Annotated in this window: 19 protein-coding genes and 1 pseudogene; 18 read left to right on the plus strand and 2 right to left on the minus strand. The window is 37.2% G+C overall.

What is annotated here, in order from left to right:
* Window positions 1-130 precede the first annotated feature (130 nt).
* A complete protein-coding gene (locus tag D1953_RS17830) occupies window positions 131-313 on the plus strand; it encodes a hypothetical protein (protein ID WP_245980229.1) in 183 nt (60 codons plus the stop codon).
* A gap of 438 nt (window positions 314-751) precedes the next feature.
* On the opposite strand, the pseudogene D1953_RS17835 reads toward D1953_RS17830, so the two are convergent.
* Window positions 752-1,299, minus strand: a pseudogene (locus tag D1953_RS17835) (pyridoxamine 5'-phosphate oxidase family protein).
* 55 nt (window positions 1,300-1,354) lie between these two features.
* On the opposite strand from D1953_RS17835, the gene pdxR reads away from it, so the two are divergent.
* The 14 genes from pdxR (at window position 1,355) to D1953_RS17905 (ending at window position 17,381) form a co-directional block, all read left to right on the plus strand.
* Complete coding sequence (gene pdxR / locus D1953_RS17840; RefSeq protein WP_119118518.1) at window positions 1,355-2,803, plus strand: MocR-like pyridoxine biosynthesis transcription factor PdxR; 1,449 nt, start codon at window positions 1,355-1,357, stop codon at window positions 2,801-2,803.
* A 422-nt stretch (window positions 2,804-3,225) separates the two neighbouring features.
* Complete coding sequence (locus D1953_RS17845; RefSeq protein WP_119118519.1) at window positions 3,226-4,407, plus strand: YhgE/Pip domain-containing protein; 1,182 nt, start codon at window positions 3,226-3,228, stop codon at window positions 4,405-4,407.
* A gap of 45 nt (window positions 4,408-4,452) precedes the next feature.
* Entirely contained in the window at window positions 4,453-4,992 is a 540-nt protein-coding gene (locus D1953_RS17850; RefSeq protein ID WP_119118520.1) for a PadR family transcriptional regulator, read from the plus strand.
* A 572-nt stretch (window positions 4,993-5,564) separates the two neighbouring features.
* Window positions 5,565-6,809, plus strand: a complete 1,245-nt coding sequence (locus D1953_RS17855) for an MFS transporter (RefSeq protein ID WP_119118521.1) — start codon at window positions 5,565-5,567, stop codon at window positions 6,807-6,809.
* Window positions 6,810-7,090: 281 nt separating this feature from the next.
* Window positions 7,091-7,573: a DUF2975 domain-containing protein gene (locus tag D1953_RS17860; protein WP_119118522.1), complete on the plus strand. Its 483-nt coding sequence runs from the start codon at window positions 7,091-7,093 to the stop codon at window positions 7,571-7,573.
* Window positions 7,574-7,584: 11 nt separating this feature from the next.
* Window positions 7,585-7,800 (plus strand): helix-turn-helix domain-containing protein, encoded by a 216-nt coding sequence (locus D1953_RS17865; protein WP_119118523.1) that lies wholly within the window; start codon window positions 7,585-7,587, stop codon window positions 7,798-7,800.
* Between the two features lie 55 nt (window positions 7,801-7,855).
* Entirely contained in the window at window positions 7,856-9,103 is a 1,248-nt protein-coding gene (locus D1953_RS17870; protein WP_119118524.1) for a DUF4153 domain-containing protein, read from the plus strand.
* Window positions 9,104-9,449: 346 nt separating this feature from the next.
* Entirely contained in the window at window positions 9,450-10,448 is a 999-nt protein-coding gene (locus tag D1953_RS17875) for a patatin-like phospholipase domain-containing protein (RefSeq protein ID WP_119118525.1), read from the plus strand.
* A 395-nt stretch (window positions 10,449-10,843) separates the two neighbouring features.
* Window positions 10,844-11,647, plus strand: a complete 804-nt coding sequence (locus tag D1953_RS17880) for an ABC transporter ATP-binding protein (protein WP_119118526.1) — start codon at window positions 10,844-10,846, stop codon at window positions 11,645-11,647.
* Window positions 11,648-11,669: 22 nt separating this feature from the next.
* The gene (locus D1953_RS17885; protein ID WP_119118527.1) at window positions 11,670-12,494 is read left to right on the plus strand and encodes an ABC transporter permease; all 825 of its coding nucleotides are present in this window, start codon (window positions 11,670-11,672) and stop codon (window positions 12,492-12,494) included.
* 166 nt (window positions 12,495-12,660) lie between these two features.
* Window positions 12,661-14,004, plus strand: a complete 1,344-nt coding sequence (locus D1953_RS17890) for an LLM class flavin-dependent oxidoreductase (RefSeq protein ID WP_119118528.1) — start codon at window positions 12,661-12,663, stop codon at window positions 14,002-14,004.
* A gap of 91 nt (window positions 14,005-14,095) precedes the next feature.
* Window positions 14,096-15,121, plus strand: coding sequence for an ABC transporter substrate-binding protein (locus tag D1953_RS17895; RefSeq protein ID WP_119118529.1), 1,026 nt, complete (start codon window positions 14,096-14,098; stop codon window positions 15,119-15,121).
* Window positions 15,122-15,347: 226 nt separating this feature from the next.
* Window positions 15,348-16,685 (plus strand): LLM class flavin-dependent oxidoreductase, encoded by a 1,338-nt coding sequence (locus D1953_RS17900; RefSeq protein ID WP_119118530.1) that lies wholly within the window; start codon window positions 15,348-15,350, stop codon window positions 16,683-16,685.
* A gap of 45 nt (window positions 16,686-16,730) precedes the next feature.
* A complete protein-coding gene (locus tag D1953_RS17905) occupies window positions 16,731-17,381 on the plus strand; it encodes an SDR family NAD(P)-dependent oxidoreductase (RefSeq protein ID WP_119118531.1) in 651 nt (216 codons plus the stop codon).
* 256 nt (window positions 17,382-17,637) lie between these two features.
* On the opposite strand, the gene D1953_RS17910 is transcribed toward D1953_RS17905, so the two are convergent.
* Window positions 17,638-17,790, minus strand: coding sequence for a YpzG family protein (locus tag D1953_RS17910; RefSeq protein WP_119118532.1), 153 nt, complete (start codon window positions 17,788-17,790; stop codon window positions 17,638-17,640).
* A 649-nt stretch (window positions 17,791-18,439) separates the two neighbouring features.
* Between D1953_RS17910 and helD the strand changes: the two genes are divergently transcribed.
* From helD to D1953_RS17925, 3 genes are all read left to right on the plus strand, one after another.
* On the plus strand, window positions 18,440-20,782 hold the full coding sequence (gene helD / locus D1953_RS17915; RefSeq protein ID WP_119118533.1) for an RNA polymerase recycling motor HelD: 2,343 nt from the start codon (window positions 18,440-18,442) through the stop codon (window positions 20,780-20,782).
* Window positions 20,783-20,893: 111 nt separating this feature from the next.
* Complete coding sequence (locus D1953_RS17920) at window positions 20,894-22,381, plus strand: DHA2 family efflux MFS transporter permease subunit (protein WP_245980231.1); 1,488 nt, start codon at window positions 20,894-20,896, stop codon at window positions 22,379-22,381.
* Between the two features lie 192 nt (window positions 22,382-22,573).
* A complete protein-coding gene (locus D1953_RS17925) occupies window positions 22,574-23,470 on the plus strand; it encodes a glycine-rich domain-containing protein (RefSeq protein ID WP_119118534.1) in 897 nt (298 codons plus the stop codon).
* Window positions 23,471-23,542 lie beyond the last annotated feature (72 nt).

Here is a 23,542-nt window from a genome sequence, read left to right on the forward strand (position 1 = left end):
ACGAAACGTAGTGGAGTAGGTGGGGGTAGTTCAATTCTTTCTGTTTATATGGGCTTTAGTCGGATATGCAGGATTTACATCATATCAAGCACGATTAGCGTTGTAATATCCAAAAGAACGAGGAATTGTTATGGCGTGGAATAATACGGCTCTGTATATTGGTATCACTATTGGTTCAATGATTGGGGGTTATGTCATATCTAATTGGGGATATTCTTTACTCCCATATGTTTGTAGTGTTGCAGCAATCGTAAGTTTTATGCTTAGTACTCAAAAGGTACAAGAAGCGAAAAAGAATCAGCTTTTTCAATAGATACATGACCTCGGAACAAGGTCTATTTGGGATTTAGCCGAGATACGTATAAAAACAGCCCCAAACTTACTTTTACGTCCAAATTATACGATGTCAAAAATGGCATTAAGAAACGTGGATTTTATGCACAAAGCGTAACTTCAAACTAAAAAAGTCAAATTCCCTATACATTTTCAAAGGGAACTGACTTTTTTTGACTTCTTCAGTACCGTCAACAAAATGCGGATTTCCCGAACGAGAAAGCCCACTTCTTTAGAGGTGGGATGACTTCCAGAGAGTTGAATATATTTAGTTGTTATTCTAAACATTAAGAGTTGGATTTGTCTCGCTGAATCACTAGTGATAGTGACAAGTAAATGCCAGTAATCTTTATAATCACTACCACTAATATTTTAAGGTGTTTTCTTTTTAGAGCTGACGACTAGAATACAGCATATTTTAGATATCCATCTTAATGTTCCTACCCGGGTAGAAAGACAATTGCGGATTCAATTGATTTTCTTTTGCAGTTCGTACGCTGGGAATAAGTCTAAAAACAGCAGTATGACTCCCTAGAGAGGAACGATATTTCTCAACATGGGATTGTAAAAGGCTTTTATCGTAATAGCCGGGTACATACTTATCCAGCATAGCTTGCATTGCCGAGGTAGCTTCTTTTAAATCACTTACCGTTTCTAGTATTCCAAACAGAGCATCACACTCATATAAGCAGTATCCGTCTTGGCGGGTATAGGACTTACCATGGTCCCATAATCTTCAGATACTGTGAAACAACAGTTGGGATTGGCATGAATCAAATTTATTTTTTTTCCTTCCGTAGCTCCATGAAAATATAAAGCTCCATTCATCCAAATAAAATTCAAAGGAACAACATAAGGAATCTCCCCATCCGTTAGCCCGAGGTAACCCGTCCTTGCGTGGCTTAAAAATTGATCAATACGCTTATCATCTGTACACATTAATTTTTTTTGGCGGATCTTATGCATTTTGCATCCCATCTTTCTTTATAAATGATAAAATCATTTTAAAGAATTCCTGTACATGACAAAAGTGACAGAATTAAGAGTTTTAATAGGGACAGATGGAGGGTTAACAGTGGAACTTACTCCGTTTTTGGATAGGGAACTGCCAGAGTCGTTATACAGCCAGTTGTATCATTGGATTAAGAAGGAAATTGAAGAAGGCAGACTCTTGCCAGGAATGAAGATGCCATCCATTCGCCAGTTAACGGCCCATTTAAAGGTCAGCCGGAATACAGTTGAGGCAGCATATCAGCAGCTACAATTAGAGGGATACCTCGAAAGTGTCCCTAAAAGTGGAATATGGGTAGCTGAGATTGAGAAACCTTTACCACATCCAATTGAGGTGGAACAGCCTATTATATTGGAATGTAAGCCTTCAAGCGAAGTCCTTGTGGATTTTGAATATGGAAATGTCGATCTTGACAAATTTCCCTTGAGGCAGTGGAAGAAATGTTTGTCAGAGGCAGTTGATCAAGAGAACAACTGGTTATTTCAGTATAGTGAAAAACAAGGTGAGTTTGCATTGAGGAGGGAGATTTCAAACTATTTACTGCAATTTAGAGGGGTACGTGCTGCACCTGAACAGATTCTTATAACGGCCGGAACCCAAAACTCCATAGCATTAATCTGTCGTCTTTTGGCACTTCGGGGAAAAAGCGTGGCCATGGAAGAACCGGGTTACAGTGGAGCACGATCTGTCTTTGGAGACCAGGGATGTTATATTGAACCCGTACCTCTTGAAAAGGACGGATTGTCAGTAGAACATATTCAAACAAGTAAGGTAAAAGCCGTATATTTAACGCCTTCTCACCAATTTCCTTTTGGTATGATTCTATCCATTTCGAAAAGAATACAATTATTAAAATGGGCTTATCAAACTGGCGGATACATTATTGAGGATGATTATGACGGCGAGTTTCGATACCAGGGACAGCCAATTCCCTCGCTGAAATCCCTGGATGAAGAGGAAAAGGTAATTTATTTAGGTACATTTTCCAAATCATTTCTTCCTTCAGTCCGGTTAAGTTATATTGTAATTCCACCTTCTCTAATGGATCAATATTTACGAAAGTTTGCGGCTTATAACCAATCTGTCTCTCCTATTATTCAGAGGGCTATGGCCCTGTTCATGCAATCCGGGGAATTTGAAAGGCATATTCGAAGAATGCGAAGGCTGTATCAAAGAAAACATCAGGCTCTACTAAGGAATATTGAACAATATATGGGCAATCGAGTAAAAATTGTTGGAGAAAAGTCAGGCTTGCATATCTTATTGAAACTAAAGGGGATATCCACCTTCGAACTGATTGAAAATGGTCTACAGAAAGGGGTTAAAGTTTATTCTCCGTTAATGTTTTGGCTTAATCCGAACCCCGAAAGTAATTCTTATATCATGTTAGGATTTGGAGGACTATCAATTGAAGAAATTGATAAAGGAGTTAGATTACTTGCCAGCTGTCTCCCATGAAGAGGGAGAGTGGTAAGTAATAAACATATTGGCTTGATTGATAAATCCAAGTAAGAGAATAGTAGAAAAATCTAATTTGTATACGTTAAGGTGAACCGTATCATAAATAGGAAAGGTGGTTTATTCAACAATGGAATGCTTTTGTTGAGTAAGAATCACAAAAATTATCAAATTTTTTTATAAAAAGATGATTCAATTGAATATAGAAAAAGCGTGTTTTGATCAATTTGTTTCAAAATACGCTTTTTTTTATTTGCGCTTTTATAAAGCTGCACTATATGGGGAGTATTTTTCATTGACTTCGCAAAAAGAATAAAATAAACTATAAAATTACTATAATTTAAGTACTTATATTTAAGTGTTTTAATTAAAGTGATGTGGTTTGATTAAAATAAATTTTGATTCAAGGAAGGATAGAACATATGAAATTTAGTCAGTTCTTAAAAACAAGAGGGGCAACTGCTACAATCTTTATGGGGATTTTTTATGCAATTGCAATGCTAGGTATATTCTTACCTGGTTATACAGCGATTCCAGGAAATATCGATAAATTACCGATTGCTATTGTCAATGATGATGCCGGTGAATACGGGGCAAAGATTGCCGATCAGTTACAAGAAAATTTACCATTTAAGGAAATCGAGACGGATTTAACAAATAAACAGGCCCTAAACGATTTAGAGCACAATGATTTAGCATTAGTCGTACATATTCCAGAGACATTCTCTGCGGATATGCAAAAAGGTGAAGTGTCATCAAGTATCGACTTTACAGTTAATGAAGCAGGGGCAACAGTTGTTTCTTCCAGTATGAATTCGATTGTTACAGAAATTAATAACCAGTTAAGCACACAATTCTCACAACAAACAGCTCAAGGTGTATTAATGAACTTTAATGTACCAGAAGAGCAAGCTGCTGAATTGGCTAAAAAGATTGAAACAGCTTATGTAGGAAATGTAGTTACAATTAACGAAGTGCCAGACGGTATGCATAATAATATGCTGCCAATGTTCTTAACTATGGCTGGTTATACAGGTGCGATGATTGGAGCGATGCAATTAGTAGCTGCCTTTAAGGAAAGCCACGGAAAAGCAAGTAAAACACGTTTATTCAGCTACGTACAATTAACTGCGTTATTGGTTGCAGTTGTATCGTCAGTATTTGCTATGGGTTTAACATATTTAATCAATGAGCCAAGTGGCGACTTGTTCTTCAGTTTAGTAGGACAACAAATTTTAAACTATATGGTATGTTTTAACTTTACCGCGATTGTGATCTTCTTAATCGGTGAAGGTGGTATGATTTTAAACTTACCAATTTTATTAATACAAACATTAGCAAATGGTGCCACAATGTCACGTGATATGATGTACTTGCCATATGAATGGATGAGTCACATTTCGCCGATGTATTACTCGGTACAGGCATACTTTGCAAATCTATATGGCAGCATTAGTCCAAGTCCATATATTTGGTCAATGGTTACAGTAGGTGCGGTTGCCCTGTTAATTAATATTGCTATTGTCGCGTTTATCCACAAACCAATGCCAATAGAAGTAGCGGAAACAGAAAATGTAAAGAATGCAACTGAAATCACAGTGTAGTTTTGCTAAAATAAGAAGAGAATTCTTCTTGAAGGAGCAAAGGGAATGTCCATTCAAATTTTTATATTGAGTAAATTGATGGAGGATAACAATTATCCTTATAAATTAAAAAAACAGCTTTCAGAACCCATTCCATTGGATCAACTAGGTGGGTTGACAGAAAGTAAACTGTACTACCACTTTGATTCATTAGCCAAACAAGGCTTAATTGAGACCGTGGAAATCGTAAAAGAAGAACATCGACCTGATAAGCAAATATTTACGATTACGGCTAAAGGTCGTGAAGAACTACCGAAAAAAATCTACAAGTTGTTTGAAAATGCGGATAAGATTAGTGATATGGTAGTAGGTTTAGCAAGCATCAAGTATGTGGATCGTGAGAAAGTAGTAGAAATATTAGAGAAAAAATTAAAAAAAATTAAGGATCATTGGGAGCAAATCACTAATTTCGAAAAGCAGATTCAGATAGACAAAGAACACGAGAAGTTTGCAGAATTTATGAGTGGTTATGTTTCAACTAGAACAGAGCACACAATTTATTGGCTTGAAGAGTTAATTAAGCGAATTAAACAAAGGGAAATATAATGGGGTGTAGTTTGTTCCAAAATAAAAAAAGCCAGTTTTCATTATTTTAAGGAAAACTGGCTTTTCTTTATTAAATATTAAACTAATTTTTTGTGAAGAGGTCTACTTAAACTAAACCAGCTAATACTTTTCAATAAAATCTTGAACGTTATACTAATTGATATTCCATGTTTCTAACAAGTCGTATTTGTACCAGAATCATTACTCGACAAATTATCCAGAATAGCCAATTACAAGAGTTGTTTACTTAGAAATTGTATTAATAAGGTATTTTTTATTATAATCCTACTATTCTATTAAGAAATGGAGGTTTTCCTTGTGACAGCATCAATGAGATTACGATTCCCAACTTTCATCCGTTAATTAAATACGTTTGAAGGCTCTGCCTGCGTTCAGAGCATTGGGATTGGTCTGTCTTTAAGGAAACCTATATTGAACGGTTATGTTAAAGAGGGGATGAGTTCTCCTCTCTTTTTTGTGTCTTTAAAATGATTAGGAATAGATCGGTACAATCTTGTGAATGTAGGTGAAGCACATATTCTAAAAAATTAATAGAAATGAGCTGTTAATGAATGAACACAATAGATCAGAATCTCAAGGAGAATTGGTTAAAGAATATCATTCTCTTTTTAAGTAGTCAGACTATCTCGCTTTTTGGATCATCTCTGGTTCAATACGCAATTATGTGGCACATAACTCTAACGACGGAATCCGGTTTGATGATGACTTTGTATATTATTTGTGGTTTTATTCCAACCTTTATTTTGTCACCGGTTGCAGGAGTTTGGGCGGATCGCTATAACCGTAAGATGCTGATTATTTTAGCAGATGGACTTATCGCGATTGCAACTTTAACACTTGCCATTCTCTTTTTAATGGGATTTGATGCAATCTGGTTGCTTTTTGTGATGGCAGCGGTTCGTGCCTTTGGAGCGGGAATTCAAATGCCAGCTGTTGGCGCCAGTTTACCACAAATAGTCCCTAAGGATAAACTGACGAAGGTAAACGGAGCAAATGGAAGTATTCAAGCTATTATCATGTTCGTATCTCCAATGGTTAGTGCAGCGCTATTAGGAGTAACCTCGATTGAAATGATATTCTTTATTGATGTCATTACGGCAGCGATTGCGATTTTCACACTTCTTGCCTTCTTAAAAATTTCTGTACATGAGAAGGCAGCGGAAAAACAAACAACAAGCTACTTTAGTGACTTTAAACAAGGGTTACAATATGTGAATGACCATAATTTTTTGAAGAAATTCTTCCTATTCTTTGCAGTATTCTTTGTATTAATGGCACCAGCATCATTTTTAACACCATTACAGGTTACACGTAGTTTTGGTGATGATGTGTGGCGATTATCAGCAATCGAAATCGCCTTCTCCATTGGTATGATGGTAGGTGGAGGAATAATTGCTTCCTGGGGTGGCTTCCAAAATAAAATTAAAACGTTAGGCTTTGCAAGTATAATTATGGGCATCTGCACATTTGCACTCGGAATTATTCCGGTCTTTTGGGTATATTTAGCCTTTATGGCTATATTCGGCGTTGCCCTGCCAATTTTTAATACACCAGCAATCGTTTTGTTGCAGGAGAAAGTGGAAGAAGATTATTTAGGTAGAGTTTTTGGTGTAATGGGGATGATCTCAACCTCGATGATGCCACTTGGGATGCTAATATTCGGTCCAATTGCAGATTTCATCAAAATTGAATGGCTGCTAGTAGGAACTGGAATATTCATTATCATACTAGCGGTTTTCCTTGGCCGAAATAAAGTATTAATTGAAGCTGGAAAACCTTCATTGACAGAATCCTAAAGTCAAGAACGAGGGCTATTTGGCTCTCGTTCTATTGTTTCAGCCAATAAGAACATTTGAAAAATAATCTGTTGATTATTAAGGGAATGGTTCTTTTGGAGATAAGGTTTAAATTTAATCGTTTAAAGTTATAGGGCATTTCTTTGAATAAGGAATGCTTTTTATTTTCATCCAAAACAAAATATACAATAAAAATATCGTCCTAATTAATAAAAATTTATTGTAAAACGATAAATTGTATATTAAAATCAAAATCATAATAAATGAGTGAGGTGCTTTTTATGGAAAAAGTAACAACGTTGTTTTTAAAAATAACTGTTATTCTTTTAGGATTCCCAGTTCTTGCTTTGTGTATCTTTTTGGTGCCTGAGATGGCGAATCTTGCAGCAGAATTGCTTCCAGAGTTTGCTTTTATAAAATATCTCGTTTTCATCGCTTTTGATGCATCGTCGATACCTTTTTACTTTGCTTTGTATCAAGCGTTCAAACTCTTACGCTATATTGACCAAAATAAAGCTTTCTCCGATTTATCTGTAAAAGCTTTAAAGAAAATCAAATACTGTGCCATCACAATCAGTATTTTGCATGTGCTAGTTTGGCCGCTCTTTTATATCTTTGCGGAAGTAGACGACGCACCAGGAGTTATCTTTGTCGGATTGGTTGTTCCTTTTGCTTCGATGGTTATCGCAGTCTTTGCAGCCGTTCTCCAAAAACTTTTACAAGAAGCAATTCATATCAAATCAGAAAATGATTTAACGGTCTGAGGTGAATAACAATGGCAATTATAATCAATATTGATGTGATGTTAGCAAAAAGGAAAATGAGTGTAACAGAACTTTCGGAGAAGGTTGGAATAACAATGGCCAACCTTTCTATATTGAAAAATGGAAAGGCAAAAGCGATTCGATTATCCACTTTAGATGCAATTTGTAAGGCTTTAGAATGTCAACCTGGAGATATTTTAGAATACAAAAGTGACGAAGACAGTTAAACATTGTAGAGGAAACTTAAGATAACAATTATTAGGGGAGGTATAAGGTATAACTATGGACATTAACAATTTGATTATTAAAAATATTGCCGACCCTCATGAGCTGGAGAGAATGTATAGAAAAGACCCGAAAGCTTTTAAAAAGTCATTCTTACACGCATGGGAACAAAATCCCGATTCTCAGGTTCTTGGTGTTTGGTATGAAAGGTTGCATTTCAAGGAGACGGCAAATAAAGAAAAGTCTTCCTTGCTTCAAAAAGGTTTCTTGTTAATGGGGATTTTAGCCATTATGGCTGGGATAAGCACCAGGATCATTTTTCATTTTGTCGAACAGGAAGCAATTGCTCCAATTAACCTGGCTTTTGGTATAATTCCCTTTATTGCTGCCTATTTTATTTACAATAATACTCCGAAAAAAAGTGTTATTTATTCCCTTGCAGCGTTGTTCCTGATTTCTGGGGTTTATCTTAATATGCTGCCATTAAATTATAAAGACAGTATTATCCTTGTTTATTTACACCTTCCCATATTCTTATGGGTATTAGTAGGGCTTGCATTTACAGGAAATGAATATTCAAAAGGCAGTGCAAGATTAGCTTATATTAAATTTAATTTGGAATATTGTATTCTCTACGCCAGTATGGCAGTTAGCGGAATGGTGCTAGCAGCATTAACGATGCGGTTATTTAGCTTTATTGGCTTGGATATAGAAGACTTCTATTTTAGTAATGTCGTTTTATTTGGTGCTGCCGCTCTCGCTATTGTGGCTGCATACCTGGTATCAATGAATCTTAAACTTGCTAAGAATATTACACCATATATAGCTAAAATTTTTAGTCCGCTTGTCCTGGTCACATTGTTGGTCTATCTTATAACCGTTCTATGGGTCGGAAAAAATCCATTCTTGGACCGTAATTTCCTGATAGCCTTTAACGGAATACTCCTTGGTGTATTGGTCGTTACCATATTTTCCATTATTGAGAGCGACTCAAACAAGAAAAAGAACATTTCAGATTATATAAATTTTGCCTTAATTGTTCTTGCGCTTATCATTGATAGTGTGGCTTTGTCAGCCATCGTGTTCAGACTTTCTTCTTATGGGATTACGCCTAATAGACTTGCTGTTTTAGGAGTAAACATACTTATCTGGGCAAATCTAATTTGGATTATGCTCTCCTATATGCGTTTTCTACAAAACAAATTTGGACCTTCAACAATCCAAGATGCCGTTACTAAGTATTTGCCGGTCTACGGACTTTGGGCAGCTTTCGTTATATTTACTTTTCCTATAATTTTTAATTAGAAAGACTCTGTTAATGTAACGAAAAGCTAATCTTACGTAATAAAATCCTTAGAGCTGATATTATGCAGCTTTTGATACAGAGTTGCATAATATCGGCTTGTTTTCATGACTGAAGTTAAAAAGAGGGTATTCAAGCTAGAAGACATAATATATTGTTGCAACGGGATTCTTTAAAATATGTCTAGTTTCATGTGCCTAACGAAAAAGAACGGAAATCGCAAGATATCTGAATATTTAAAATATATCACAAGCATAGTAACTGTTATATGCTTAGAAGGTATTTGCTCCCTTGTGAAGAATTGGAATTAGATAAGATTAAAATTTTTTCAATTGGGAGTGGTTCACTATGTTAGCTTTAGCTCTACAAGGCATTGGAGGAATGAACTCATTTGCGGCTGGGGTACTTCAAACGCTTCGAAATGAGGGGGTTAAGCCGGACTTAATTTCAGCTACCAGCGGTGCTATATTGTCAGCCTATTATTTTTTGCAAAAAGATTCTAATGCTATTGGAAAACATTATGATGAGTATTTTAAATCCGAAGAAAATGGAATCCCAACTTTTTTCAAATTCATGCAATATGCATACCTAGGCATTCCTGAAAAATTTTCTCCTAATTACCTCAACATTTTTGAAAGATTGCCTTACAATGGGCCTTTCTCGACATTGGAGGAGTGGATTAACTTCTACTTTCCTAACAAAATTTACAAATCTGAATTTCCTCAACAATTTTTTGATGATATCGCTAATTTTTTTTCTACCAATGAGGAAGTAGGTATTATTATGAATGCCTATAATGTTAATAACGATCAGGCAGTGTTGTATGTGAACGAACGTGCTATGAACACAATAGCATTAAACAAGAGCGAAAATTTTGAGGTCAAACCAATAACTCCGGATGGTGTGAGAGCATGTTTGCAGCTGCTTCAATATGGAGACTTTCAAGGAGAGTATGATGGAGCTTATCAATATAATCCGGTTTTGTCTCCGTTGGTAGTAGCTGACGAGATTATTTTGGTGACAGTAGCGCCACTAGGTAAATCTCTGGACCCAATAGATAACTTCTTTGATATCGAAGACTTTAAATTGAAGATGTTATTTAAAAATGCCCTTTATGCAGAACTTAATGGTATTTCTCGGATTAATAAACTTATTGAATATGGAAATAAGCTGGTTCGTCCAGAATCAGCAAATAAACCGTATAAAGAGTACAAACCGATTAAAGTGCAAACAATTCAGCCTACAATTCATCGTGGATTCTTTGAATATTTTGTGGAAACCCGTGAATTTTATCAGGATGGTGTGTCTCAAGCGAAAAAGTTTATAGATGATAGTCTAAATAAGTAGACACAGATTGAACGTGGATAAATTCCTTGTATACTTCACTGTTTTTGAACTAAAATATTTAAAATTATGAAATTATTATTGACAATTCTTTTAAATATGATAAATTAAGTTTATAAGTTTAGTATGAATTAAACATATACATATTGTTTAGAGGCTGATTAGACAACTAAAGGCCCCTATGTTCAATTATATGCTTGTCCAAGTATATATTGAAATAGGGGTCTTTTTGTTTTCAAACATCAAGCTCGAAGGTTAGTTTAAATGTAGGCACTGACTATTGTTGACTGAACAATCAGAAGCAAATCGTAATCTACGCTAATTAAAAAACTAACAGGGCTGATGTAACCATTAAACATACTATTTATATAGGTTTAATAAGGGATGGAGTGAAGCAAATGACTACTGTTGAAAAAATTAGATTTGAACGTGTCACAAAATCCTTTGCTGTTCGTGATGCGAATAAAAAAGGAGTATCAAATGAATATACAGCGGTCCAGGATTTAAGTTTTACTGTACGAGAAGGAGAGTTTATCACTTTGGTTGGACCAAGCGGCTGCGGTAAATCTACGCTATTGGATCTAACAGGAGGTTTAACTACACCGACACGAGGCCGTATTTTAATTGATGGGAAAGAGATTGCGGGTCCCGGTTTAGATCGTGGAATTGTTTTTCAACAATACGCACTATTTCCATGGAAGACGGCGCGAGGAAATATCGAGTTTGGCTTAGAGGCAAAAGGTATTCCAAAGCGTGAATGGAAAGAAAAAGCAAATTATTATCTTAATTTAGTAGGGCTCAGCCAATTTGCTGATCGCTACCCACATGAATTATCTGGCGGGATGAAGCAGCGTATAGCGATTGCTAGAAGTTTAGCTTTTAATCCGGATGTCTTACTAATGGATGAACCCTATGCTGCATTAGATGCGCAAACACGTGAATCTCTGCAAAGTGAATTACTTCGAATTTGGAAACAAACAAAGAAAACAATCATTTTCATTACCCATAGTATTGATGAAGCGATCTACCTGGGAGAGCGTGTCGTTGTGTTGACTGGAGGGCCGGGACAAGTAAAGGAAATTGTCGATGTTCCGTTAAAATCACGGGATGCAGATGTTCGTTCACATCCGGATTTTGTGAAAATACGTCAAAAAGTCTGGAATTTGTTACATGAACCAGAATATATAGGAGCAAATATTTAAATAAAGAGAGGGAGGTATTCAAATGGAAACAGTAAAATCAGTCGACTTATCTATAAATAATAAAAAGTTAAAAAACATTGGATTTTCTGGATTACAAAAGTTGTTTAAACAATCCATTGTATTAATTGCATTGTTCTTACTATGGGAAATAGCGCCACGTATAGGCTTAGTGGACGAAGCATTCTTTCCGCGATTTTTAAACGTATTAATTGCTTGGTGGGAGATGGTGAAGTCAGGTGAACTGTTTGCCCACTTCTCAGCGAGTATTACACGTTCTATTTTTGGTTTTGGTTTGGCATTATTGATTGCGATTCCACTAGGTCTATTAATCGGTTGGTATCCGCTAGCACGCGATTTACTGAATCCTGTATTAGAATTATTCCGTAATACAGCACCATTAGCTTTACTACCAGTATTTATGTTATTTCTAGGAATTGATGAAACTTCTAAAATATCTATTATATTGTTTGCTTGTACATGGCCGATTCTCTTAAATACTATCGCTGCAGTGGGGAGTGTGGATCCATTACTTATTAAATCTGCGCGCTCGATGAATATTTCATCGTTTAAATTGTTTTACAAAGTTATTTTACCGGCATCTGTACCAACAATGTTTACCGGTATTCGTATGGCGGGATCAAGTGCTATCTTAATTTTAATAGCAGCAGAAATGGTAGGCGCAAAAGAGGGGCTAGGTTATTTAATCACTTACTCTCAATATAATTTCATGATTCCAGAGATGTATGCAGGAATTCTAACAATCTCCGTTTTAGGTTTATTCATTAACTATGGTTTACTATCGTTAGAAAAAAGACTTTCACGATGGAAGCAAGATCCAACTTTATAATCGAGAATTACAGGACATTGTATTGAAGCAAGAAGTTTTAAATAAAGTGAAAGATTTTAAGGGTAGCGATTATTCTATTGAAAGTTAAGTCTGACTGCTTAACAATCAATTTTTATTTTGTAAAAAAACACACTAAACAAGTATGAAAAATAGGAGAATGGTAGTTATGTCAAAGAAAGAATTAAAATTAGGCGCATTTTTTATGCTTCCAGGACACCATGTTGTAGCTTGGCGTCATCCTGAAGCAAAGGCAGAGCATGTGTTAGATTTTGACTTTATTAAGGAGCAGGCGATGACAGCAGAAAGAGGCAAGTTTGATATGGTTTTTCTTGCTGATGTATTAAACGCTGGCGCAACTACCTCTGGATTTGATCAGCAATGTTCGGTATCTTTTGAACCGTTTACGTTTTTATCAAGTTTAGCTGCAGTGACTAAAAATATAGGTCTTGTTGGGACCGTATCGACAACTTATACAGAGCCATTTAATGTAGCTCGGCAATTTGCTTCACTTGATCATTTAAGTAAAGGCAGAGCTGGTTGGAATGTTGTAACAAGTACTGGTGAAGAAACGGCACACAATTTTGGTCAGAAAGAAACTAAACATGCAGAGCGTTATGAGAGAGCGGAAGAATTTGTAGATGTTGCGAAAAAACTGTGGGATAGCTGGGAAGATGATGCTATTTGTTTTAACAAAGAAACCGGGCAATTTGCAGATGCTTCAAAAGTTCATACGATTAATTATGAGGGAAAATGGTTATCTGTAGGAGGTCCATTAAATATTGCCCGTCCAGTACAAGGACATCCAGTTGTTGTGCAAGCGGGATCATCAGAAGCAGGAAAAGAATTAGCAGCAGAGACAGCGGAAGTGGTTTTTGCAGCATGGCAAACATTAGAAGATGCACAAAAGTTTTATCGTGATTTGAAAGGTCGCATGGCGAAGTATGGACGTAATCCAGATGAATTAAAAATCATGCCTGGTGTATATCCGATTGTTGGTAGAACAGAGGAAGAAGCACAACTAAAAAGACAACAATTGTTAGATTTAATTCCAGAGGCAGCGGGTGTTGCAAGACTGTCTGCGCAGTTAGGGTTTGATTTAAGTGGTTATCCAGTGGATGGTCCGCTGCCTGAATTACCAAACATTGAAGAAGTAAATGGTTTTAAAAGTCGCTTCCAATTAGTAAAAGAGATTGCTGATCGTGAGAATCTAACTATTCGTCAGTTATATCAACGAATTGCAGGAGCACGTGGTCATCGTGAAATTATTGGAACACCAGAACAAATTGCGGATCAGTTACAAGAATGGTTTGAAAATGAAGCAGCGGATGGCTTTAATATTATGCCACCAGTATTTCCAACAGGTTTAAATGATTTTGTCGATTTGGTGATTCCTGAATTACAAAAACGCGGTATTTTTAGAACAGAATATACAGGTTCAACGTTGCGTGAAAATTTAGGTTTAGCACGTCCAGTCAATCAATTTTCGAAGGAATCAGTAGAAAGTAAATAATAAGGTTAATGTAATAGATTTTGGATTTTTGGCACTCAACAATTTACATAAAATGTAAAAATAAAAAACTAGATTATATGGAGAAAATAACATGAAAAAAGTAAAAAGATTAGCATCATTTTTCTTAGTTACAGCTTTAGCAGGAAGTATTTTAGCAGGTTGTTCATCAGATTCAAAGAAAGCAGCGTCAAATGGAGAAAAACAAGATACAGTATTGGAGTATCAAGTTCAAGCTGGTACTGTTTCTTTTCCAGAATTAGCAGCAGATTTAGGTTACCTAGGTGATTTGAAATTAGAAAACGTAAGTAGTTATACTGGTGGTCCTGAAAGCATTCAATTAACAGCAACAGGAGAAACAGATTTTGGTTATGCATTTAATGGAGCGATTATCAAATCGTATGCGAAAAATGTGAAAATTAAATCTGTGGTTGGAGCATATGGCAGTGATAAAAATACGTTTGTGGGTGCCTATGCGCTTGAAGGTAGTTCTATTAAGTCGGCAAAAGATTTTATTGGTAAAAAAGTTGGTGTGAACATACTAGGTGCACATTTCGAATTTGTCCTTAAGGATTATTTACGCCAAGGTGGCCTAACGGAAGATGAAATTAAACAAGTAACTCTTGTTGTTATTCCAATGGTAAATTCAGAGCAAGCATTGCGCAGTAAACAAGCGGATGTCGTGTTAGTAAATAGTCTTCCAAAGGAGCTTCTAATAGAAAGAGGCGAAGTGGTAGAAATCTTTAAGGATACGGATGTATATAATACAGAATTTACTGCCGGTGATTTCTTCTTCTCGCAAGATTATATAGAAGAAAACCCTGATACAGTAAAGCAGTTTACGGAGGGGGTAGCGAAGGCTATCGAGTGGGCACGTACTACTCCAAGAGAAGAAGTGACTGCACGTTTTGAAAAAATCTTAGCAGCGCGTGGAGAAGATAAGATGATTCCAAGTCTTAAATACTGGAAGAGCACAGGTATTGCTGAAGAAGGTGGTCTTATTAACGATGCTGAATACGACACATGGATTAAGTGGCTTGAGAAAAATGGTGAGTTAAAAGAAGGACAAGTTAAGGCTGCTGATTTATATACAAATGAATACAATCCATATGCAAAATAATGTTTTTATTAATGTGTGTTTATTGTAGATAAACACACATTAAACGAACAATGCAAGGCTTTGCTATTAAAGAAAAGATTAAAGTGTGAATCGATCAGCGGTTAATTCAAAACAAAATAACAGTTTAATGATTATTTACTGAATAGACAACTAGAGGCTTCCATTTATTTTTGACGGTAATTTTGAGTCTTTACTTTATCCTAATATATAAAAAGGAGCAATGATGATGAGCAAAAGACAATTAAAATTAGGAGCATTCTTTTTCTTACCAGGACAACATTTCGCGAGCTGGCGTTATCCTACAACACAGCCAAAGCGTACATTGGATTTAGATTATTTAGTGGAGCTAGCGCAAATTGCAGAGCGAGGCAAGTTTGATACAATTTTCTTTGCGGATCAGTTTGGCCGGGATTTAGAAGAAAATGGACCATCCGACATTAAATTAGATCCAGTTATTATCCAAGCAGCACTAGCTGCGGTAACAAAAAATATTGGATTAGTTGCTACTTCAACCACAACGTATAATGAGCCATTCCAAATAGCTCGAAAATTTATTGGCATTGACCATCTAACGAAGGGGCGAGCTGCATGGAATGTTGTAACATCTACCTTTGAATGCGAAGCATCTTTGTTTGGCCGGGATAAGCATCTACCTCATGCACAACGTTATGAACGTGCAGAGGAATTCGTAGATGTTGTGAAAAAGCTATGGTTATCGATTGATAAAGAAGCACTTGTAATTGATAAGGAATCAGGTAAATATCTTGATTTAACAAAAGTGCAACCAGTAAATCATGAAGGTAAGTGGTTTAAGGTACGAGGGACACTTGATGCGCCAACATCAGCACAGGGACATCCGGTCATTGTGCAAGCTGGTTCCTCAGAAGCTGGTAAAGAATTGGCGGCTCGTACAGCTGAAGTAGTTTTTACAGTAGCGCAAACGTTAGAAGATGCACAGGCATTTTATCGTGATTTAAAAGGACGTTTAGCGAAATATGGTCGTAATCCAGAGGATTTAAAAATTATGCCGGGTGTCTTTATTACAGTAGCGAAAACAGAAGAAGAAGCAATTGCGAAACGTAAAGAGTTAGATACGTATATCCATCCAAAAGCCGGGTTAAAGTATTTATCCGATTTCTATGGAGCTGATTTAACAGGTTATGATATAGAAGGTCCTCTACCAAATCGTTTAGATAATGAGGATGAAACAGATCCGAATACTCGTGCCAACATTGTACGTGCTATTGCTAAGCGTGAAAATTTAAAAAACATTCGCGAGTTGTACGAATTTATTGCGGGTGCACGTGGTCACCGTGAAATTGTCGGTACACCGGAACAAATCGCTGACCAATTGCAGGAATGGTTTGAAAATGGAGCAGCAGACGGCTTTAATGTGATGCCGCCAACTTTCCCAGATGGGCTAAACGATATTGTGGATTTAGTTATTCCAGAGTTGCAACGCCGAGGCATATTCCGCACAGAATATGAAGGATCAACTTTACGCGAAAATTTAGGTTTAAAAAATCCAACACGTCCTGAACTTGAATTACACGTAAAACAATAAACGTATATTCTAACTATAATCGAACCAATTCAAGGAGGATGAAAAATGAGTAAGAAACTTATCGTTGTTGTTGGAGCAGGTCCTGGTATTGGAAATCATGTTGCAAAAAAATTCGGGGATAATAACTTCCGTGTTGTTTTGGTTTCTCGTAATCAGGATGCATTAAATCAATATGTTGAGGAACTAAAATCACAAGAAATCGAGGTATACTCTGTAGTAGCTGATGCCGCAAGTACAGAATCAGTGGAGACAGCTTTTGAGAAAATCAAGAAAGAATATGGTTCGATTGATGTACTGGTATACAACGCTGCTATTGTGGAGGGAGGTCGACCAACTTCACTAACACCAGAATCACTCTTAATTCATTATCAAGTTGACGTAGTAGGTGCTTTGCGTAGTGCTTTGCAAGTGATTCCAAATCAAGTTGCTAATAAATCAGGCACGATTCTCTTCACTGGAGGCGGATTGGCGTTGCAACCTGCTGCAGATTATGCCGCTTTATCTATGGGCAAAGCAGCAATACGTAGTCTGGCCCTTACGCTAGCTGAAGAATTAAAGCCTCAAGGTGTTTTTGTAGGTACGGTTACAATTGCAGGAGCTGTTGAGCCGGGTACTCACTTTGCTCCTGAACTAATTGCAGATAAATATTGGGATTTATATCAAAAACATGAAGACCATGAGATTGTGTATAGTTAAAAAGATTTTGTTTCTGATAAATAATTCCTTGTGAATTTTCTTAATAATGACCAAAACACTCATATAACTTTTTTGAAAGCAGTTCAAGGTTTAGGCCTCTATAACTAGTTTTGATTAACAGTCTTTATGTGAAAGGTTTGCAACTACCTAAGGCATAATAAATGGAACCACTGTATAACACCGAATGGTACTTACGTTGGTGTAAGAGGTCGAGGGGGAGATCTCCCCGCCTCTTACTTAATTTCTAGATATATCCTTACCATCTGTGAGCCTTAGCGTTAGTTCTCAGTATAATATTTGTTTGAGAAGGTTGAGTATGTCCGTTTACTTGAGACTTACTACGCTTAGGTCTAGTCCAATTATGGTGAAACAATTGAGAATGTGGATCTAATTGATCTTTATAACTCATTCTTAATCACCTCATAGTTAGGATAGGATATTCCGAAACAATGTGATATTACATGAATATCATTTAAAAGTATTTGATTATATTAAAGAAAAAATACATTTTTGAATTAAAGTTTATTCTGCTTATCTTTGGAACAGCTCAATCGAGTTGACAAGTTGGATTAGGGAAATTTATTACAGATTTTAAATGAATTCGGTAGATGAATTTTATAAGTAGTGGGAGGTGCTTCAGAAGTATATTCTCCTACACATCCACCAGCACGAGATAAAAGTGAGGAAGTAAAAACGTACAATGTATATGCGTCGTAGTGAAAACTAAACTTAAAACAGCTGGGGGACAGGAACTTTAAACTTTAATGGACGGAGTAACGGAAAAGCCCAATTTCTCAATTTGATCTGAGAAACTGGGCTTTTAATATTGGAATTTCCTTAACGTTGAAAATTCACATTTTGTATATTTAGATAGCATTTTTGTAAGTCCATCATAGCAATGGTCGGATAAATCCATTGATAAACATGAGAAACTGTGGTAAATTTATATAGATGCACCCATTTATTAATTTATGTATAAATTATACCTATTTTAATTATATAACATAAAATCCCTTTCAGTCAACCCTTATTTTTATTTTTTTAAAGGAGTGTTTGATATGGACATGGAACTTCGTCAGGAGCAAGAACGAGTGAACAGCGTAATGGAGACAATTACAGAACAAATCAAGAGATTGGAGGGTGAAACTTCCAGGCGTCGGATGGAAGTGGTGAATATCCGTAAACACTTTTGGGATGAAGTGAAGGTTAACGTTGATACCTTCGACGATTATCTTGAGACAATCATTGGCTTGAGACAAGAGGCTCAAGCTTTGTCCGTAAGCCAAAGCACCCATAGACATGCATCTAAGAGATTATCTGCGTTGCAGCGAATGCAAGAGATTCCTTATTTTGGCCGAATTGATTTCATTGAAGAAGGAACTTCACATGCAGAACAAATCTATATCGGTATCTCTACGCTCACGGATACAAGCAGAGAAAATTTTCTTATTTACGACTGGAGAGCTCCGATCTCGAGTGTCTACTACGACTACCAGCCTGGTCCAGCCCAGTATGCTACACCTGGATGTGTCATCTATGGCACACTCGAGAAAAAGTGGCAATATCTCATCCGCGGCGGCAGTATCCAATCTATGTTCGATACCAGTCTCACTATTGGTGACGAGATTTTACAGCAGGTGCTTGGTAAGGGGACAGATAAACATATGCACAATATAGTAGCGACCATTCAACAGGAGCAAAACCGAATCATCCGGCACGATCGCGGGCGAATGCTCATTGTACATGGCGCGGCTGGCAGCGGTAAGACATCAGCTGCTTTGCAGCGGATTGCTTATTTACTTTATAAATATCGAGATATGCTGAATGCCGATCAAATCATTCTTTTTTCGCCCAATTCGATGTTTAATAGTTATGTTTCCAATGTGCTTCCAGAACTCGGCGAAGAGAATATGCAGCAGGTCACATTTCAGGAGTACTTGGATCATCGGCTGAAAAGTGAGTTTCAAGTTGAGAATCCTTACGACCAATTGGAATATGTTTTGACTGCAGTGGATAACCCATTATACGGAACAAGGATTGCGAGCATCCGATTCAAGGCTACTACTTATTTTTTTGAGGCAATCAAATTATACAGGGAGTCGCTGGAATTATCCGGAATGGTGTTCAAAGGGATTATCTTTAGAGGAAAGGAAATTGTTACTGCTAAACAAATTGAGGAAAAGTTTTATAGCAGTGACACCTCGCTTCGCTTTCATAGCAGACTTGAAAAATTGAAGGATTGGCTAATGAAGCAAATAGATGAAGCCGAGAAGCTCGAATGGACTAAGCCGTGGGTACAGGAAGAAATCGAGCTGCTTAGTAATGAGGATTACCATAAGGCATATACTTATTTAGCGAAAAAACGCGGCTTTAAAGGAGATTCGATTCATGATTATGAAATCGAGCCTGAGGCGTTAGCCCGCTTGATTGTTCGCCAGAAGTTAAAGCCGTTGCGAAAACGAATCAAGGCGTTTCGTTTCGTCAACATTAAGGGAATCTACAGACAGTTTTTCACCGATCCTATCCGGATTAAACACTGGATGGACCGGGAAGTACCCGGGGAGTGGCCGGATATTTGCCTATCGACTGTGAGAATGCTAGACGAAGGTAAACTATTTTACGAAGATGCTACTCCGTTTTTACTAATAAAAGAGCTGATTCAAGGCTTTCAGACGAACAGCTCAATCAAACATGTAGTTGTAGACGAGGCACAAGATTATTCTCCATTTCAGTTTGAGTTTTTGAAACGATTGTTTCCTTCGGCAAGAATGACCGTGCTCGGTGACTTTAACCAGGCAATATTCGCACATGCCAGAGAAATGGTCGATTTCCACACACTTACTGACTTACACGGTCCGGATGAAACGGTTGCAATTAATTTGACTCGCAGCTACAGATCCACAAGACCAATTATTGAATTTACACGCGGACTTGTACCTGACGGTGAACGGATTACCGCTTTTGAACGCGATGGCGAGAGGCCTATATTGACGCAACTGTCTAATCGCGCTGAATTGCATCGCTCCATAGCTTCCAAAGTTGCAGATTTAAGGAAACGGCAGTACAGCACAATAGCAATCATATGCAAATCTGCAGAGGAAAGCACAACTGCATATGATTCCTTGAGCGGCGTCGAAGGAATTAAGCTCGTGAAGAGTGGATCGATTGAATACGAGCAAGGCATTGTCGTTATGCCGGCGTATTTGGCCAAAGGTATCGAATTCGACGCCGTTATCATTTATGATGCATCAGCGGAAGTATACGGAGATGAGAGCTTACGCAGATTGTTTTACACCGCCTGCACTAGGGCTATGCATTACTTGCAGCTTTATAGTATAGGCGAACCGAGTCCTTTTTTACGCAATGTTTCGCCGAAGAGTTTGCTTCGCAGCTTGACTTAACACGTAAGAGAAAGAAATGCACAGCCGTGCCAATTATTCTGAACTGACGATTATATCGTTGGTGTAACCATATTTTAATTGGATATTTTGCAAATCGAAAGGAGAAAGAATTTGAAAAATCAAAATGAAACAACTCAAAACGGAGGCACATTTGGGAGCAGAGCTAACTTTTTGTTGGTCATGATTATGATTCTAGGTGTGTTTGTGGCCATTTTGAATGAAACGCTGCTTAACGTAGCATTGCCGAAAATTATGAATGACTTCGGAATCTCGCCGAGTACCGCACAATGGTTGACAACTGGATATTTACTAGTTATTGGTGTGCTTATACCAGTCACTGCTTATTTAATTCAGCGGTTCACAACAAGAAGTTTGTTCCTTGGAGCTATGGGCTTGTTTATGGGAGGCACATTTGCAGCGGCTATCGCACCAGGGATTGAAGTGCTTTTGATTGGAAGGCTGCTTCAAGCAGCGGGTACCGGGCTGCTCTTTCCTTTACTAACCAATGTGGTATTCTCTATCGTTCCTATTGAAAAAAGGGGTTCAGCAATGGGGACAATTGGAATTGTCATTACTTTTGCTCCAGCGATTGGACCTACTCTATCGGGGATTATTGTAGAGCATTTCAGTTGGAGGGTTCTTTTTTACGGCGTTCTGCCAATCGCGCTGTTTGTTATTATATTTGCATATGTGATGCTTAAAAACGTGACAGAGACGACTAAACCGAAGATTGATCCAATATCACTTCTACTTTCGACATTAGGATTTGGGGGGATTGTATATGGATTTAGCAGTTCTGGTGAGGGCCAGGGTGGTTGGTCGAATAATGAAGTCCTGGTTCCAATTGCAATCGGTGTTATTTCTTTAATCTTGTTTACTTGGAGGCAATTGATGATTTCACAACCGTTGCTAGATTTAAGAACATTTAAATACAACATTTTTAGGATGTCGACGCTGATTATGATGATTGTTATGATGGCGATGTTTTCAGCGATGATGTTGTTGCCGATTTTTCTTCAGAATGCGCTAGGTTACAGTCCGTTGGAGGCAGGTTTGATCATGTTGCCAGGCGGTATTGTTATGGGGATAATGTCACCAATTACAGGCCGATTATTTGATAAATTTGGTGCGAAGTGGCTTGCGCTTATCGGATTGGGGTTGGTAGCAAATACGCTGTGGCAATTTGCTTTTATCACATTGGCAACGTCTTACAGCACGATTATGATTTTTAATACGCTGTTAATGTTGGGGATTTCGATGGTTATGATGCCGATCATGACCAATGCTTTGAATGAATTGCCACCTCCATTATATCCACACGGTACGGCTATTATCAGTACTCTCCAGCAGGTCGCTGGCGCTGTGGGGACAGCGTTACTTGTATCAATCATGACTAATAGTTCTACTCGTTTTATGGAAAAAACGGTGATTAAGGAACCGGAGTCTACATTACAAATCCTAGCGATCATTGCTGGAATGAAAAGCGCATTCTTATTTGCATTCGGGCTAGTAGTCATCGCATGGATAGTTTCATTATTTATAAAACGGTCTGTTCCACAAGAAGAGAAATTGAAAATAAAGCAGGGTGCTGCGAACTGACAGAGAGTTAATTCATTGTCAGGAGTAGGTCGTGTTAGGTATTCTAGAAAAGGGCGCATTTCCGGAATAGGAAAAGCGTCCTTTTTGATAGTAAAGAGTTAATTTATGGGGATACTCTTTTTATTTTCTGTAGTTATAACAGCAGCGGATTAAAAACTGTTAAAATGTATTCTAATAGGAATGGGGGATTAGATGGCATGGTTACTCCTGCTTGCGGTTGTTATTTGGTTTATTTTGTTTTTACGCAAAAAACTTTTATTTAAATTTGGTTTATCTCCAATATCAGTAGAGATAAGATCAATTAAAGGGTTAAAAAAATTAAGTGATAACTTGGAGCAATCTCTTAGTAAAGGTTATATGGAAAACGTAGAAGTGAGGGTAAGGAGAGAGCATAAGTTAAAAGAAAATGAGTACCAGTGGCGTTTACTAGATTTAAAACGTTATTTTATTTTGACTTCTCTTTTAAAAGAGTCTCCAATGTTTAGCGAGAAAGTCGATGAACTGTGGCATCAGATGCTCATGTTTACCCGTGAGTATGATGATTTCTCCAAGAAATATCTAGGGACGATTCTTCATCACAGTCCGAATGTAAATGTGCTGCCCGATCCTAATTTGCGGGGATTTTTTGATTGGGTGTATGCTGAGCTTTTTTTCATAAGAAAAGAGAATATCCATCTTTATAAGGGGTTTTTCAGGCACCCTGTACATCCAATTGTCATTGAGGAGTTTAAAAAATTACCAGAAAATGAACTTATAGATATGTATTTTAAGAGGGATATCCAATATAGTACGACTATACTGTCGCTTATCTCTTCCATGAAAAAAACTGCAGCTCAGGTAAAAGATTATGAAAAAAGCGTCATACAACAAAAAATGAGCAAAAGCAAAAGGGAGCAAAACTATAACACAATGCTTGTTCCTTTCTTATCTGTTTCTTATTTTCATTATGATGAATTTTCAAGTTACATGAGCGTGGGCATGAGCAGCAACAGTTCATCAAGCTGCACAAGTTGCGGGTCGGCTAGCTCCTGTAGTTCTTCTTGCTCGTCTGATAGTTCCTGCTCAAGCTGCGGTGGAGGTGGAGATTAATAATTTTTAAAGAAATATACATAAACGAATGGGTGCTATTCTTGGTGCGAAATGTTCCTGGCCCAAATGAAA

Source organism: Peribacillus asahii (assembly GCF_003570725.1).
Lineage (GTDB): Bacteria > Bacillota > Bacilli > Bacillales > DSM-1321 > Peribacillus > Peribacillus asahii.